At 64.1% G+C, this 15,624-nt stretch carries 13 protein-coding genes; 8 read left to right on the top strand and 5 right to left on the bottom strand.

The annotated features are described in order from the left end of the window. Window positions 1-9 precede the first annotated feature (9 nt). Window positions 10-3,132, top strand: coding sequence for a response regulator (locus tag A1D30_RS08560; protein ID WP_199865940.1), 3,123 nt, complete (start codon window positions 10-12; stop codon window positions 3,130-3,132). Next, window positions 3,129-4,256: a two-component system response regulator gene (locus tag A1D30_RS08555; RefSeq protein ID WP_063460319.1), complete on the top strand. Its 1,128-nt coding sequence runs from the start codon at window positions 3,129-3,131 to the stop codon at window positions 4,254-4,256. Before A1D30_RS08560 ends, A1D30_RS08555 begins: the two co-directional genes overlap by 4 nt. A gap of 64 nt (window positions 4,257-4,320) precedes the next feature. On the opposite strand, the gene A1D30_RS25455 is transcribed toward A1D30_RS08555, so the two are convergent. The 3 genes from A1D30_RS25455 to A1D30_RS08545 form a co-directional block, all read right to left on the bottom strand. Further along, entirely contained in the window at window positions 4,321-4,878 is a 558-nt protein-coding gene (locus A1D30_RS25455; protein WP_131798430.1) for a hypothetical protein, read from the bottom strand. A gap of 121 nt (window positions 4,879-4,999) precedes the next feature. Further along, a complete protein-coding gene (locus A1D30_RS08550) occupies window positions 5,000-5,551 on the bottom strand; it encodes an NUDIX hydrolase (RefSeq protein WP_063460318.1) in 552 nt (183 codons plus the stop codon). Between the two features lie 134 nt (window positions 5,552-5,685). Beyond that, the gene (locus A1D30_RS08545) at window positions 5,686-6,381 is read right to left on the bottom strand and encodes a fumarylacetoacetate hydrolase family protein (RefSeq protein ID WP_063460317.1); all 696 of its coding nucleotides are present in this window, start codon (window positions 6,379-6,381) and stop codon (window positions 5,686-5,688) included. A 168-nt stretch (window positions 6,382-6,549) separates the two neighbouring features. Here A1D30_RS08545 and A1D30_RS08540 point away from each other — a divergent pair, with 168 nt between their 5' ends. From A1D30_RS08540 to pgeF, 3 genes are all read left to right on the top strand, one after another. Continuing rightward, window positions 6,550-7,005, top strand: coding sequence for a MarR family transcriptional regulator (locus A1D30_RS08540; RefSeq protein ID WP_063460880.1), 456 nt, complete (start codon window positions 6,550-6,552; stop codon window positions 7,003-7,005). 85 nt (window positions 7,006-7,090) lie between these two features. Beyond that, window positions 7,091-7,759 (top strand): maleylacetoacetate isomerase, encoded by a 669-nt coding sequence (maiA, locus tag A1D30_RS08535; RefSeq protein WP_063460316.1) that lies wholly within the window; start codon window positions 7,091-7,093, stop codon window positions 7,757-7,759. Beyond that, window positions 7,759-8,637, top strand: coding sequence for a peptidoglycan editing factor PgeF (pgeF, locus tag A1D30_RS08530; RefSeq protein ID WP_063460315.1), 879 nt, complete (start codon window positions 7,759-7,761; stop codon window positions 8,635-8,637). The genes maiA and pgeF overlap by 1 nt, the downstream gene beginning before the upstream one ends. Here the strand turns inward: pgeF and A1D30_RS08525 are convergent. Further along, the gene (locus A1D30_RS08525) at window positions 8,557-8,874 is read right to left on the bottom strand and encodes a hypothetical protein (RefSeq protein WP_063460314.1); all 318 of its coding nucleotides are present in this window, start codon (window positions 8,872-8,874) and stop codon (window positions 8,557-8,559) included. The two genes, pgeF and A1D30_RS08525, sit on opposite strands and share 81 nt — an antisense overlap. A gap of 125 nt (window positions 8,875-8,999) precedes the next feature. On the opposite strand from A1D30_RS08525, the gene phaC reads away from it, so the two are divergent. The 3 genes from phaC to phbB all read left to right on the top strand — a co-directional run bounded on the left by phaC (window position 9,000) and on the right by phbB (window position 13,023). Further along, window positions 9,000-10,700: a class I poly(R)-hydroxyalkanoic acid synthase gene (gene phaC / locus A1D30_RS08520; protein WP_063460313.1), complete on the top strand. Its 1,701-nt coding sequence runs from the start codon at window positions 9,000-9,002 to the stop codon at window positions 10,698-10,700. Window positions 10,701-10,780: 80 nt separating this feature from the next. Beyond that, on the top strand, window positions 10,781-11,959 hold the full coding sequence (locus A1D30_RS08515) for an acetyl-CoA C-acetyltransferase (protein ID WP_063460312.1): 1,179 nt from the start codon (window positions 10,781-10,783) through the stop codon (window positions 11,957-11,959). 326 nt (window positions 11,960-12,285) lie between these two features. After that, window positions 12,286-13,023, top strand: a complete 738-nt coding sequence (phbB, locus tag A1D30_RS08510; RefSeq protein ID WP_063460311.1) for an acetoacetyl-CoA reductase — start codon at window positions 12,286-12,288, stop codon at window positions 13,021-13,023. Window positions 13,024-13,517: 494 nt separating this feature from the next. On the opposite strand, the gene A1D30_RS08505 is transcribed toward phbB, so the two are convergent. Further along, window positions 13,518-15,554: an ATP-binding cassette domain-containing protein gene (locus A1D30_RS08505; protein ID WP_063460310.1), complete on the bottom strand. Its 2,037-nt coding sequence runs from the start codon at window positions 15,552-15,554 to the stop codon at window positions 13,518-13,520. Between the last annotated feature and the right edge of the window lie 70 nt (window positions 15,555-15,624).

Below are 15,624 nucleotides of genomic sequence, written 5' to 3'. Positions count from 1 at the left end.
GGCCGGTTCATGAACTCCATACAAAACCGCTTCATTGTGCTGCTGGTCATGGTGGTGTCGCTGGTGCTGGGCAGCTTTGGTGCCTACAACTACCGGGATAGCAGGGCGCAGAAACTGCAGCAGCTGAACTTGGAGCTGGATGCGGCCGTGGCCAGGTTGTCCCGTAATTTGCCCGATGCGCTCTGGCGCTTTGAAAACAACCTGGTGCGCACCATCGTGGACTCCGAACTGGGCACGGGCGATGTGCTGGGAATCGAGGTGTTTGATGAGCAGGGGCAGTCCGCCTACCTGGCATCCAACCGGGTTTCGGGGCAGCCCTGGAACCCGGCGAAGACCCCGGCTGATGTTGAGCGCAGCGTGCGCCTGAGCTACGAAGAAAGCCAGGCGCGGCACCCTCTGGGTGTTGTGCGCATCTATGCCAGCACCCAGGCCATCCGTGACAACGTGCGGCGCGATCTGGTGCGTCTGGTGGGTGTCATGCTGGCGCTCAATGTGCTGGTGGCACTGGTGTTGCTGGTGGGTTTGCGCATGGTGGTGCTGCGCCCGCTGTTCGCGGTGCGCGACGCGCTGGAGCACATCGCCTCGGCCGACGCGGATCTGTCGCTGCGGCTGCCCAGCAGCAACAGCCTGGAGTTTGATGCGGTCGCCCGCAGTTTCAACACCTTTGTGGCCCGGCTGGAGCGCATCATGGGCGGCTCCGTGGACGAGGTGCACCAGGCCATCGGCCGTATTTCCAGCGGTGATCTGGCGACCCCCATTCAACTGGGCGAGCGCACAGACAGCGGCAGCGTCATGGGCCGCCTGGCGGCCATGCGCGAGAACCTGCAGCGCGTGACCCTGGCTTTGCGCGACGCCACGTTGCAGGCAGAGCAGGCGGCGTTGGTCAAAAGCGAGTTCATGGCCAACATGAGCCACGAGATTCGTACGCCCATGAACGCGGTCATCGGCATGAGCCACCTGGCCCTCAAGACCGACCTCACGCCGCGCCAGCGGGACTACCTCGAAAAAATCCAGCGCTCCGGCCAGCATCTTCTGGGCGTCATCAACGACGTCCTGGATTTTTCCAAGATCGAGGCCGGCAAGATGACGGTGGAGCACATCGAGTTTGAACTTGATGCGCTGCTCAACAACCTGGCCGGGCTTCTGGGGCAGCGCGCCAGTGACAAGGGCCTGGAGATGATCTACGACGTGGCGCCCGATGTGCCGCTCTGGCTGGTTGGCGACCCGCTGCGACTCGGGCAGGTGCTGATCAACTACACCAACAACGCCATCAAGTTCACGGAGCGCGGCGAGGTGTGCGTGATGGTGCGGGTCGAGGCGCGCAGCGATCAGCAGGTGCGCCTGCGCTTTTTGGTGCGCGATACCGGGGTGGGGCTGGCGTCCGAGCAGCAGGAGCGCATGTTCCGCAGCTTCGAGCAGGCCGATTCGTCCACCACCCGCCAGTTTGGCGGCACCGGGCTGGGCCTGGCCATCACGCGCAAACTGGTGGAGCTGATGGGGGGCGAGGTCGGGGTCGAGAGCGCGCCGGGTGTTGGCTCTACATTCTGGGCCACGGTGGACCTAGGAGTGGCTGCGTCCCAGCGGCCCCAGCCGCCGCAGCACGCCGACCTGCTGGGGCGTCGGGTGCTGGTGGTGGACGACAACGAAAGTGCGCGCACCGTGCTGCTGCACATGCTGGAGCAAATGGGCTTTGACGCCGAGGCCGTGGCGTCTGGCGCCGCTGCGCTGGCGGCGGCGGTGGAGGCCGACCACCGGCACCAGGCCTTTGATGTGGCCCTGGTGGACTGGCAAATGCCAGGCCTGGATGGCCTGCAGACCCTGGAGCGCATGCAGGGCCTGGGCTTGCGCAAACAGCCGCGCGGGGTGCTGGTGACGGCACATGGGCGCGAGGAATGGCTGCAGCAAGGCCACCACGCGCTGGGCAAGCTCGACGTGTTGCTCAAGCCTGTGGGTGCCTCCTTGTTGTTTGACACCTTGCTGCGCTTGCTGGCAGACCAGCCCTTGCCAGGGGACACGCGCGAACCCGTGGACGGCACACCGGCCCTGCGGGACGTGCCGCATGGTGTGCCGACCGGCCTGCAGGGGCGGCGCGTGCTGTTGGTAGAGGACAACCCGCTGAACCAGCAGGTGGGAGCCGAGTTGCTGGCAGAAACCGGCCTGGCGGTGGATGTCGCTGGCAACGGGCGTGTTGGCGTGGAGATGGCCCAGCGCCAACACTATGACCTGGTGCTGATGGACATGCAGATGCCCGAAATGGACGGGCTGGAGGCCACCCGGTGCCTGCGGGCTCTGCCGGCATTGGCGAGCCTGCCCATCGTCGCCATGACGGCCAACGCCCTCGCCGAAGACCGTGCGCGTTGCCAGGCAGCCGGCATGGACGACTTTGTGGCCAAGCCCATCGAGCCCGCCAGCCTGTGGCGCGTATTGCGGCGCTTTCTGGTGCCTGCCGACGATGGACCGGCCGATGGCTCGGCGCCCGCACTGGGTGAAGCGCCACCACCGGATGCCCAATACCAGGCTGTGCTGCAGCAACTGCAAACGATCCCTGATCTGGACACGCGCGGTGGGCTGCGCCGCGCAATGGACCGCCCCGCGCGCTACATCGCCACCCTGCGCGAGTTTGCTGCCAGCCAAGCGGGTACCGCAGAGCAACTGGCCGATGCCCTGCGTGGTGGCGATTGGCCGCTGGCTGAGCGACTGGCCCACACCCTCAAGGGTTTGGCGGCCCATATCGGTGCGGGCGCGCTGCGTTCGCACGCCGATACGGTGGAACAATCGGCCCGCCAGGAGCGCGCGCACTGGAGCAGCCATGAGCAACTGGCCCGCGAGCTGCAGTCGCTCGTGGCTCACCTGCAGGCGGTGTTGCCGGCAGATGTATCGGTGCCCGGCACTCGGCCAGCCAGCCCATTGCGCCTGCAGCGCACGGCCGGGGTGCTCAGGGCCAGGCTGGAGCTGGACGATCCGCGTGCCAGGCGCCTGCTGGAGCGCAGGTCTGCAGAGCTGCGCGCCCTGATGGGCGTTCAGTTCGAAGCCTTTGAATCTCACCTGCGCGGTTTTGATTTCCCGGCCGCGCTGGCTGTGCTGGATACGGCAGAGGGAAGTACGCTGAGTGGATCAGGAGCATTGACATGAACGATTTCATTCCAGCTGCCGTGCGGCCCTCGGTGCTGGTGGTGGACGACACGCCGCAGAACCTGCAGCTCATCAGCGACCTGCTGGCCCCCCGCTACCGGGTGCGCGTGGCGCCCAGCGGTGACCGCGCTCTGCAGATTGCCCAGGCCACGCCGCCCGACCTGATCCTGCTCGACGTGCTGATGCCCGAGCCTGACGGCTACGAGGTCTGCCGCCGCCTCAAGGCCCATGTGCGCACGCGCGACATTCCGGTGATCTTTCTGACCTCGCGCCACGACATGGAGAACGAAGCGCTGGGTTTCTCCCTGGGGGCGGTGGACTACATCGCCAAGCCGGTCGTTCCGCCCCTGCTGTTGGCACGCGTGCACACGCACCTCACCCTCAAGGTGGCTTCTGACTTCTTGCGAGACAAATCCAGCTACCTGGAGCAAGAGGTGGAGCGCCGCACGCAGGAAGTGCGCGACGTGCGGGACGTGACTGTGCTCGCTTTGGCGTCACTGGCCGAGGCGCGCGACAACGACACGGGCAATCACATCCTGCGCACCCAGCGTTACGTGCGCCTGCTGGCCACCGCGCTGCTCAGCCACCCCGACTACGCGCCGCAGTTGGACGAGCAGACCATCGAATGGCTCTACAAAAGTGCGCCGTTGCACGATGTGGGCAAGGTGGGCATTCCCGACGCCATCCTGCTCAAACCGGGCAAGCTCACGCCGGACGAGTTCGAAATCATGAAGACCCACACCACGTTGGGGCGCGATGCCATTGCAATGGCTGAGCAGCGCCTGGGCAAGACCGTGCCCTTTCTGCGCCTCGCCAAGGAGATCGCCTACTCGCACCAGGAAAAATGGGACGGCAGCGGTTATCCGCTGGGCTTGGCGGGGGATGCGATTCCGCTGTCCGCCCGGCTGATGGCGTTGGCCGATGTGTACGACGCCCTGATCACCCGGCGCGTCTACAAGGAAGCGATGACCCACGAGGAGGCGGTAGGCATTGTGGCGGCAGGGCGGGGCAGCCACTTCGACCCGGCCCTGGTCGATGCTTTTCTGGCCAATGAGGCCGAATTTCAAGCCATCGCCCGGGCCTTTGCCGACGAGCCCGAGGGGGCGTTGTCGCAGGGTGGCTGAATCAACGCCTTGGAATTGTGCCGTGAAAAGTTAGATGGCCTGCACACACCCCTCATGCGTGTGGCTATCGCTCAAAGTAGTTCACTGGTGGAACGTTCTGCCACGGGCAAGCGGACTGGGTCAATGTGCTGATAGACAAGGTAGTCCATGCACGACCTTCTTTGGGGTAGCCGTAGGCACACACGCCGTATCTATAAGTAGCGAGATTTTTCGCCCCGTCCGGGAGGCCTTGGTAGAGTGATTTGTCCACATGCAGCACGATGGCCGCATCGGTCTCTTTCAATGGGTTTCTCAATGCACCGGCCAGGTTAGCGCGCTGTGATTCAGGGACCTCTGTCGTCCAATTGTCTGCAACACGGATCGGAAAAGGTTTATCGACGTAGCGCAAGGCCAGATAGGCATCGCCCGTTAAAGTTTCGGAAAAAAATGCTATCCCGGAATCATTGCTGATTTCGGGGTTCACGATAGTGCAAGCCACCAAAGGCTCATCTTTGGAGGCCCAGCCTGCAGAGGAAACATTCAGCAGCTGGCTATCTGGAAATGGGCGCATGACACAAGCACCGGTAGTTGCAGAGGCTGCCTGCGAAATAAGCACGATGGAGAGGACAAACGGGTATTTCATGCATTTACCTTTGTGAATGGAAAGTGAGATATGAATACAGTCAGGCACTAGTTTCAATTCTGATAGCTGTTGACAGAGTCTGCTTTGGGCTCTTTCATCGCGGTTCAGGCTGTTCGTTGTGCTACTCGACATCAATGCAATGCAGCCCAAAGCTGCCCGCCTTGCGGTCTGCAAAGTAGGCCTCCAGCGTTTCCTTTACGGTGCGAAAGGCAATCTCGTCCCATGGCACTTCATCTTCTGTAAACAGCCGCGCCTCGATGGTTTCGTACCCCGGGTTGAACTGGTCGCTGAGCAGCGTGGCGCGGTAGAACAGATGCACCTGGCCCACGCGGCGCACGTTGAGCAGGCTGAACAGCGGGCCCATCTCAATCTGTGCGCCCGCTTCTTCGTCCGTCTCGCGCGCGGCGCCCTGGGCCGTGGTTTCGTCCAGTTCCATGAAGCCTGCGGGCAACGTCCACTTACCCCAGCGGGGTTCGATGTTGCGCTTGCACAGCAGGATGCGCCCATCGGGGAGTGCGGGCACGGTGCCCACGACGTTCAGCGGGTTTTCGTAGTGCACCGTGTTGCAGGCGGGGCACACCGCACGCTGTTTGGTGTCGCCGTCGTCCGGCAGCCGGTAGACCACGGCGGTGCCGCAGGCGCGGCAGTGTTTGATGGGGCTGCGAAAAGTCATGCGGGATTTTGATCTAAAAATGGCCTCTGCGCCCGCTGGGTAAGCGCTGATAGCTATCAAAAAATGAGTATTTGGAGCCTGGAGGCGCGCCTCGGCGGGACCGCAGGTGGGCTCCAGGCAGGCTCCAGGCGGGCCTACACCACGCTCAGGCGCAGCGTGCCCAGGCCCTCCACGCCGCCTTCCAGCACATCGCCGCGCACCACGGCGCCCACGCCTTCGGGGGTGCCGGTGTAAATCAGGTCGCCGGGCTGCAGCTCCCAGGCGGCCGAGAGGTGTTCGATGGTTTCGGCGATGTTCCAGATCAGCTGAGCCACCGTGCTGCGCTGCCTGTCGGCACCGTTGACCTGCAGCCAGATCGCGGCGTTGGCCACATCGCCTGCCTGCGCGGCCGGGGTGATGGGGCCGATGGGTGCGCTGGCGTCAAAGCCCTTGCCGATGCACCAGGGGCGGCCCTGCTTCTTCATGTCGTTCTGCAGGTCGCGGCGGGTCATGTCCAGGCCCACGGCGTAGCCGTAGATGTGCGCGAACGCATCGGCGGCCTTGATGTTTTTGCCGCCCTTGCCGATGGCGACCACCAGCTCGATCTCGTGGTGCAGGTTGGCAGTGAGGCTGGGGTAGGGCAGCTGGCCGGTTTCACCGGTGTTGACCACCACGATGGCATCGGCGGGCTTCATGAAGAAGAAGGGCGGCTCGCGGCCGGTGAAGCCCATTTCCTTGGCATGTTCTTCGTAGTTGCGGCCCACGCAGTAGATGCGGTGCACGGGGAAGCGGTTGCCGCTGCCCACCACGGGCACGCTGGCCACGGGGGCGGGGGTAAACACGTAGCTCATGTCTGTCGGTCTTTCATGGGGTGGGGCCTGCGCCAACCAGCGGTGCAGCATGCCGCTGTCACCGGTTTGTGCGCAAGCCGTGGGTGTTGGCCGGGTGGGGTGGTGCGCACCCCGTGGCAGTGTGCCATGGCTCTGGGCCGCCTGCTGTGGGGCGCTACACTCGCGCCCATGGCAAAGAGCTTCGATTTCCACAACACGCCGGGCCACCTGGTGCGCCGCGCCCACCAGCGGACCGTGGCGCTTTTCATGGAAGAAACCGCCGGGTTCGACGTGACGCCGGTGCAGTTCGCCATCCTGCACGAGCTGCTGGCCCAGCCGGGCGAAGACCAGGTCACGCTGGCTGCGCGGGTGGCGTTTGATGCGGCGACCTCGGGTTCGGTCATCGGGCGGCTCGAAAAACGGGGCTGGATCCGCCGCGAGCCCGACACCCGCGACCGCCGCCGCAAGCTCCTGTGGATCACGCCCGAAGGCGAAGTGGCTGCCTTGCAGATGCGCGATGCCGCCCAGCGTGTGCAGGAGCGCCTGATGGCCCCGCTCAACGCGCAGGAGCGGGTGGATCTGATGTCCATCCTGTCCAAGGTGGTCTACAACCACCAGGACCCGGCAGGCACCTCGGGCGCCTGACCTGCGCTCTCGGCCGCCGGGGCGCCGCCGCAGCAGCATTCCCTGGCTCCTCCACCGGTTCATCGATTCATCGACGGGTTTCTCCATGCAGCTCTACAACTATTTCCGCTCCTCTGCCTCGTTCCGTGTGCGTATCGCGCTGCAGATCAAGGGCTTGGCCTATGACTACCTGCCTGTGCACCTCGTCAAAGGCGAGCACAAGGCGCCGGAGTACGCGAGCCGCATCGGCGATGCGCTGGTGCCCACGCTGGTGACGGACGGGGGCACGGCGTTGTCGCAGTCGATGGCCATCATCGAATACCTGGACGAGACCCACCCCACGCCCGCCTTGCTGCCCGCCACACCGCTGGCCCGCGCCCGCGTGCGGGCCCTGGCGCAGATGGTGGCCTGCGAGATCCATCCGATCAACAACCTGCGCGTGCTCAAGTACCTGGTGCGCGACCTGAAGGTGGACGAAGACGCCAAGAACGCCTGGTACCGCCACTGGGTGCGCAGCGGGCTGGAGGCTTTCGAGCGGCAGTTCGCGCTGCTGGCGCAGGAGCGTGCCGCCCAGGGCCTGGCGCCGTCGGTGCTGTGCTGGGGCGACACGCCCACCCTGGCCGATTGCTGCCTGGTGCCGCAGATCTTCAATGGCCAGCGCTTCAACGTGAATCTGGACGGCTTGCCGCTGACGATGGGCGCGTTTGAGGCCTGCATGGCGCTGCCTGCGTTCCAGCAGGCACAGCCCTCGGCCTGCCCGGACTTCGAGGCCTGATGGCCATCCCCTCTACGCCTGGCGGTGCGGGCGCCGACTGGCTGGTGCCCGACTGGCCCGCGCCGCCCGGCGTGTGGGCGCTGTGCACCACGCGCACGGGGGGCAGCAGTCTGCCGCCCTACGACAGTCTGAACCTGGGCAGCCATGTGGGCGACGACCCGGCTGCGGTGCAGGCCAACCGGCAGGCACTGCAAGCGGCTGTGCAGGCACGCACGCCAACGGCGCGGGCCGTGTTTCTGAACCAGGTGCATGGCGACGGCGTGGTCCACCTGAATGCCGTCACCCCTGATGGCACCGAGGCCGACGCCTGCGTGGCCACGGCCCCGGGTACCGTCTGCACCATCATGGTGGCCGATTGCCTGCCAGTGCTGCTGGCCCATCGCAATGGCCAGGTGGTGGCTGCCGCCCATGCGGGCTGGCGCGGGTTGGCAGGAGAGGGCGGCCAAGGGGTGCTGGAGTCCACCTTTGAACGTTTTGAGGCCTTTGCGCGCGCCCCTATTGCCTCAGTAGCTATTAAAAGTGAAGCGAGTGCTGGTGTGCCTGCCGTGGCTGCAGACACGCTGGCCTGGCTGGGTCCTTGCATCGGCCCCCAGGCGTTTGAAGTGGGGCCTGAGGTGCGCGCAGCGTTTTGCGACGCCGATGCCGTCGCGCAAGACTGCTTTGTGGCCCGCGCAGACGCTCCAGGCAAGTACCTGTGCGACCTGGCAGGCCTGGCCCGCTTGCGACTGCGGGCCCTGGGCATCACCCAGATCTACGGCAACGACAGCACGGCGCCCTGGTGCACGGTGACCAACGCCTCACGGTTCTTTTCGCACCGGCGCGACGCGGCCGTGCTCGGTGCCAGCGGGCGTTTCGCTGCCTGCATCTGGCGTGGCTGATGCGGTTGTTGCCGCTGCCTGCTCCGCATCGTAGGCGGCCTGTTCGGCGGCTTCGCGCGCCTTGATGGCGCGCTTGCGCGACGGTGTGCCCAGGATGTAGACCAGGATGCCCATGGGCAGCGCGCCATACAGCACAAAGGTGATGATGGCGCCGAGCAGCGTGCCCGTGGGGCTGGTGGCTTCGGCCACGGCCATCATGAGGGTGACGTAGGTCCAGGCGATGACGATGAGGTACATTGAATTGTGTTCACTGCAAGTGCCGGATCCGTTGCCATGCGCCAATGGGTCGGCAACAATGAACCCGAGGGGGAGATCGCCAAGGTCTTCTGCCGCTGCGAGCGATCAACCATTGAGGAAAGAGCATGAATTCTGAATCACCCTGGGCTGAGAGCGCCCAGCAGTTCCAACAGATTTTCGGGCAAAGCTGGTCGCAGGCGCTGCAATCGTTTCAGAAGATGGACCTGGGCGCGCAAATGCCCACGGCCCCGGCGCTGCAGCTTTCGCCGCCCAAGCTGCAGGCCTTGCAGCAGCAGTACCTGAAAGAAGCCCAGGAGTTGTGGGCCCAGGGCCTGCAAGGGGCGCCCGAGGTCAAGGACAAGCGCTTTGCCGGCGAGGGCTGGGCCAGCAACCCGGTGGCCGCGTTCTCGGCCGCCGCTTACCTGCTCAACGCCCGCACCCTGATGGGCCTGGCCGACGCGGTGGAGGCCGACGAAAAAACCAAGGCCCGCATCCGCTTTGGCGTGGAGCAGTGGATGGCGGCCATGGCGCCCAGCAACTTCCTGGCCTTCAACGCCGAAGCGCAGAAAAAAGCCATCGAGACCAAGGGCGAGAGCATTGCCAAAGGCATGCAGAACCTGTTGCACGACATCACGCAGGGCCACGTGTCGATGACCGACGAGAGCCTGTTCGAGGTGGGCCGCAATGTGGCCACCACCGAAGGCGCGGTGGTGTTTGAGAACGAACTCTTTCAGCTGCTCGAATACAAGCCGCTCACCGCCAAGGTGTACGAGCGACCGTTTTTGCTCGTGCCACCCTGCATCAACAAGTTCTACATTCTCGACCTGCAGCCCGAGAACTCGCTGATCCGCTATGCCGTCGAACAAGGCCACCGCACCTTTGTGGTGAGCTGGCGCAACCCCGACGACAGCCTGGCCCACAAGACCTGGGACGACTACGTGGAAGACGGCGCCATGGCCGCCATCGATGTGGTGCAGAACATCACGGGGGCCGAGCAGATCAATGCGCTGGGCTTCTGTGTGGGCGGCACCATTCTGAGCAATGCGCTGGCCGTGCTGGCCGCGCGCGGCGACGAGCCTGTGGCCAGCGCCACCTTCCTCACCACGCTGATTGATTTCTCCGATACCGGCATCCTCGACGTGTTCATCGACGAGGCGTTCGTGAAGTTCCGCGAGATGCAGATGGGCAGCGGCGGCCTGATGAAGGGGCAGGACCTGGCCTCGACCTTCAGTTTTCTGCGCCCCAACGACCTGGTGTGGAACTACGTGGTGGGCAACTACCTCAAGGGCGAAACGCCGCCGCCGTTTGACCTGCTCTACTGGAACAGCGACAGCACCAACCTGCCTGGCCCCTTCTACGCCTGGTACCTGCGCAATTTCTACCTCGAAAACAGCCTCATCCAGCCCGGCAAGCTTACGGTGTGCGGCGAGAAGATGGACCTGGGCCAGGTGGACCTGCCCGTCTACATCTACGGCTCGCGCGAAGACCACATCGTGCCAGCCACGGCAGCCTATGCGTCCACGCAGGTGCTGCCGGGCAAAAAGCGTTTTGTGATGGGGGCATCGGGCCACATTGCGGGCGTGATCAACCCCCCCGCCAAGGGCAAGCGCAGCCACTGGATACGCGCCGACGGCAAGTTCCCCGCCACCCTGGACCAATGGCTGGATGGTGCCACCGAACACCCCGGCAGCTGGTGGACCGACTGGTCGAACTGGCTCAAGGGCCATGCGGGCAAGCAGATTGCTGCGCCCAAGGGCTATGGCAAAGGCACCAAGTTCAAGGCCCTAGAGCCAGCCCCTGGCAGCTACGTTAAGCAGAAATCCTGATACGCAAAAGTCCTGACCTGTCCCGACTTCCTGCACCACGAAAATTACCCAGCAACAACCTCCAACCACAAGGACATTCCATGGAAGACATCGTCATCGTTTCGGCCGCCCGCACCGCTGTGGGCAAGTTTGGTGGCGCGCTGGCCAAGACGCCCGCGAGCGAACTGGGCGCCATCGTGATCCGCGAGGCCATTGCGCGCGCGGGCCTGTCGTCCGACCAGATCGGCGAAGTCATCATGGGCCAAGTGCTGGCGGCTGGCGTGGGCCAGAACCCCGCTCGCCAGGCCTCGATGAAGGCCGGTGTGGCCAAGGAAACTCCGGCCCTCACCATCAACGCCGTGTGCGGCTCGGGCCTGAAGGCCGTGATGCTGGCCGCCCAGGCCGTTGCCTGGGGCGACAGTGACATCGTGGTGGCCGGCGGCCAGGAGAACATGAGCCTGGCACCCCATGTGCTGAATGGCTCGCGCGACGGCCAGCGCATGGGCGACTGGAAGATGGTCGATTCCATGATCGTCGATGGCCTGTGGGACGTGTACAACCAGTACCACATGGGCATCACGGCCGAGAACGTGGCCAAGGCTTATGGCATCACCCGCGACATGCAGGATGCTCTGGCCCTGGGCAGCCAGCAAAAAGCTGCCGCCGCGCAGGACGCAGGTAAGTTTGCCGACGAAATCGTGGGCGTGAGCCTGGCACAGAAGAAGGGCGACCCCATCCTCTTCAATGCCGACGAGTACCTCAACCGCAAGACCAACGCCGAAGCGCTGGCGGGCTTGCGCCCTGCGTTCGACAAGGCCGGCAGCGTGACGGCGGGCAACGCCTCGGGCCTGAACGACGGCGCCGCCGCCGTGGTGGTGATGAGCGCCAAAAAAGCGGCGGCCCTCGGCCTCAAGCCCCTGGCCCGCATCGCGGCGTTTGGCACCAGCGGCCTGGACCCCGCCACCATGGGCATGGGCCCCGTGCCCGCGTCGCGCAAGGCCCTGCAGCGTGCAGGCTGGAACGCGGCTGACGTGGACCTGTTCGAGCTGAATGAAGCCTTTGCAGCACAAGCCTGTGCCGTGAACAAGGAACTCGCCATCGACCCTGCCAAGGTCAATGTGAACGGTGGCGCCATTGCCATCGGCCACCCCATTGGCGCATCCGGCTGCCGCATCCTGGTGACGCTGCTGCACGAGATGCAGCGCCGCGACGCCAAGAAGGGCCTGGCCGCGCTGTGCATCGGCGGCGGCATGGGCGTGTCCTTGGCGCTGGAGCGCTGATGGGCTGACGGTCTCGCCGCCGCGTCGCTGGGCGTCTCGCCATTCGGTGTGGACGCTCTGGGTGTGGCCTGAGTGAAAAGCCGCGTTGTTGCAACGCGGCTTTTTTTGTTTCTGATCGTTGCCATGCCCCCTGGATGTGCACCAGGCGGGCACGAGCATGTGCCGTGCACCAAAGCGGTGACTTGGAAGAGGGCCCGCGTTGTGTCAGATGTGTGACGCATGCCGATATGCCAAAAAGGAAAGGGCTTCAGTGTTTTCCTTCACGGCGGGGCCTGTTTTCTTCGGTAGAGTGGGTGCTGGGCAAATCACTAACAAGGAGAAATCACATGAGCCAGAAAGTCGCGTATGTCACCGGTGGCATGGGTGGTATCGGAACCGCCATTTGCCAACGACTGCACAAGGAGGGCTTCAAGGTCATCGCCGGCTGTGGCCCTACCCGTGATCACGCCAAGTGGCTGGCAGAGCAAAAAGCCCTGGGCTTCACCTTCTACGCATCGGTGGGCAATGTGGGCGACTGGGATTCCACGGTGGAAGCGTTCGGCAAGACCAAGACCGAACACGGGACCATCGACGTGCTGGTGAACAACGCCGGTATCACCCGTGACCGCATGTTCCTCAAGATGTCGCGCGAAGACTGGGATGCGGTGATCGAGACCAACCTCAACAGCATGTTCAACGTCACCAAGCAGGTGGTGGCAGACATGGTGGAAAAGGGCTGGGGCCGCATCGTCAACATCAGCTCGGTGAACGGCGAGAAGGGCCAGGCCGGCCAGACCAACTACTCGGCTGCCAAGGCGGGCATGCATGGCTTCTCGATGGCCCTGGCCCAGGAGCTGGCTACCAAGGGCGTGACGGTCAACACCGTGAGCCCGGGCTACATCGGCACCGACATGGTCAAGGCGATCCGCCCCGACGTGCTCGAAAAGATCGTCGCCACCGTGCCCGTCAAGCGCCTGGGTGAACCCAGCGAGATCGCGTCGATCATCGCCTGGCTGGCTTCGGAAGAAGGCGGCTACGCCACGGGCGCCGACTTCTCGGTCAACGGCGGCCTGCACATGGGCTGATCTCTGGGGCCGTGGGCCCCTTGGGAAAATAAAAAACCCCGCAATGCGGGGTTTTTTATTGGGAGGAGCAGAGGAAGAAGGGGCTGCCTACGGACCTTTCTTCGGTGGACTCAAACAACGGGCCGCGAAGTCAATGCGTTCATCATGCTGTGGCATAGTTTTTGCATTGATAACGTGGCGGTCATTGCGTGGGCTGCGAATAGAAGAACGGGCTGCCGCGCCTTCGTTCAGAAGCGGGCCGGGGCGCGCTTGCGATCGCGTTCGTCTTCGGGCCAAGCGGACAAGATTGCGGTGGTGTTCATGCTGGAAAACTCCTGTGATGTACCAACAACGCGGCCCATTCACAGTCCGTTGACAGCGTTTCGCAAAAAAATGCAACCGCAAGTGCCCGAATGTTTACAATCAAATTGCTATAAATTAAGCAGCAACAATCTCTTTGCTGTAAGGCGGTAGGTGCCAAAAAGACGCTTGATTCTTTACAGGAATTTACATCCTCAGGTGGCGGTGGCCGCCGAAATTTCTTCCAGTGCAGAAGAGATTTCAAGCCAGCGTTCTTCCAGCTGAGCCGTTTCGTCGTTCCCCACTTTCAGGCGTCGGCCGCACTCGGCAATCTCGGCGGGGGGCAGGGGTTCGGTCAGTTTCTGCTCCAGACTGGCCCGTTCGGCAGACAGTGCCGCAAGGCGCTTGTCGATCTGCTCCAGCTCCTTTTTGAGCGGGCGGGTTTTCTCGGCCAGCTGCTGGCGTGTCTGGGCGTCGATCTTGCGCTGTTCGCGGCCGTCCCGGGTTACGGGGGCTGAGGGCGTTGAGACTGGAGCGGCGACAGGGGCCGATGGAGCAACAGCGGGCGAGGGCGCGGCGGCTGTGGTGTTCGCCCCCGCCACCTGTGCCTGTTCGGCCAGCCGTGCTTCTTCGCGCAGGCGCTTGGACTCTTCGAGCAGGTAACGCTGGTAGTCGTCCAGATCGCCGTCAAATGGCCCCACCACACCCCGGCCCACCATCCAGAAGTCCTCACAGACCGAGCGCAGCAGCGCACGGTCGTGGCTGACCAGCATGACGGTGCCGTCAAAGTCGTTGAGCGCCATGGCCAGGGCCTCGCGGGTAGCCAGGTCCAGGTGGTTGGTGGGTTCGTCCAGCAGCAGCAGGTTGGGGCGTTGCCAGACGATCATGGCCAGCACCAGGCGGGCTTTTTCGCCGCCGCTCATGGTGCCCACGGCCTGTTTGACCATGTCGCCCGTGAAGTTGAAGCTGCCCAGGTAGCTGCGCAGGTCCTGCTCGCGGCTCGGTTGCTTGGCTTCTGCCCCCAGCTCCTTGGCCAGGCGGATCATGTGCTCCAGCGGATTCTCGCTGGGGCGCAGCACGTCCAGTTCCTGCTGGGCAAAGTAGCCGATGTTCAGGCCCTTGCCCTCGGTGATGCTGCCGCCCAGGGCCTTCATGGTGCGCGCAATGGTCTTGACCAGCGTGGACTTGCCCTGGCCGTTGGCGCCTAGGATGCCGATACGCTGCCCCGCCAGCACCGAGCGGTTGACGCCCGTGAGGATGGTGGTGGGCACGCCTTCGTCGTCCACATAGCCAAACGACGCATCGCTGATGGCCAGCATCGGGTTGGGCAGGTTGGCCGGTTCCTTGAACTCGAACGTGAAGTCGGCTTCGGCCAGCACGGGTCCAATCTTCTCCATGCGTTCAAGCTGCTTGACGCGGCTTTGCGCCTGCTTGGCCTTGCTGGCCTTGGCCTTGAAGCGGTCGATGAACTTCTGCAGGTGGGCCATCTTCTCCTGCTGCTTGGCAAAGCTGGCCTGTTGCAGCTCCAGCTGCTGGGCGCGCAGTTCTTCGAACTTGCTGTAGTTGCCGCCGTAGCGGTTCAGCTCGCCTTGCTGGATCTGCAGGGTGACGTTGGTAATAGCGTCCAGGAACTCGCGGTCGTGGCTGATCACGATCATGGTGCCCGCGTAGCGCTTGAGCCAGGCTTCGAGCCAGACGAGTGCGTCCAAATCCAAGTGGTTGGTGGGCTCGTCCAGCAGCAGCAAATCGCTGGGGCACATCAGCGCGCGCGCCAATTGCAGGCGCATGCGCCAGCCGCCCGAGAAGCTGTTGACCGGCTGGTCCAGCTCACTCACGCGAAAGCCCAGGCCCAGGATCAGCGCCTGCGCGCGCGCCACGGCATCGTGCGCACCGGCATCGTGCAGGTCCGAATAGGCGTGGGCGATGGCCATGCCATCGTCACTGGCTTCGGCCTCGGCCAGCTGTTTCTGGACTTCGGCCAGGCGGGTGTCGCCTTCGAGCACGAAGTCGGTGGCCGATTGATCGGTCTCAGGCATGTTCTGCGCGACCTCGGCCATGCGCCAGCTGGTGGGGATGTAGAAGTCACCCCCATCCTCGTGCAGCTTGCCGTTGAGCAAGGCAAACAGGCTGGACTTGCCCGCGCCATTGCGGCCCACCAGACCGACATTTTCGCCGGGATTGATGGTGGTGGACACGCTGTCGAGCACGACCTTGGTGCCGCGTCGCAGGGTAACGTTCTTGAGGGTGATCATCCGGAACTCAGAAAAAGACGCACCCGCACAAGGCGGGTGGCATGAAAAATCAGGGGGCCAGCGCGAGTGC

The sequence above is a fragment of the Acidovorax sp. GW101-3H11 genome, from assembly GCF_001633105.1.
Lineage (GTDB): Bacteria > Pseudomonadota > Gammaproteobacteria > Burkholderiales > Burkholderiaceae_C > Acidovorax.
This window is presented reverse-complemented; position numbering and strand designations above follow the sequence as displayed.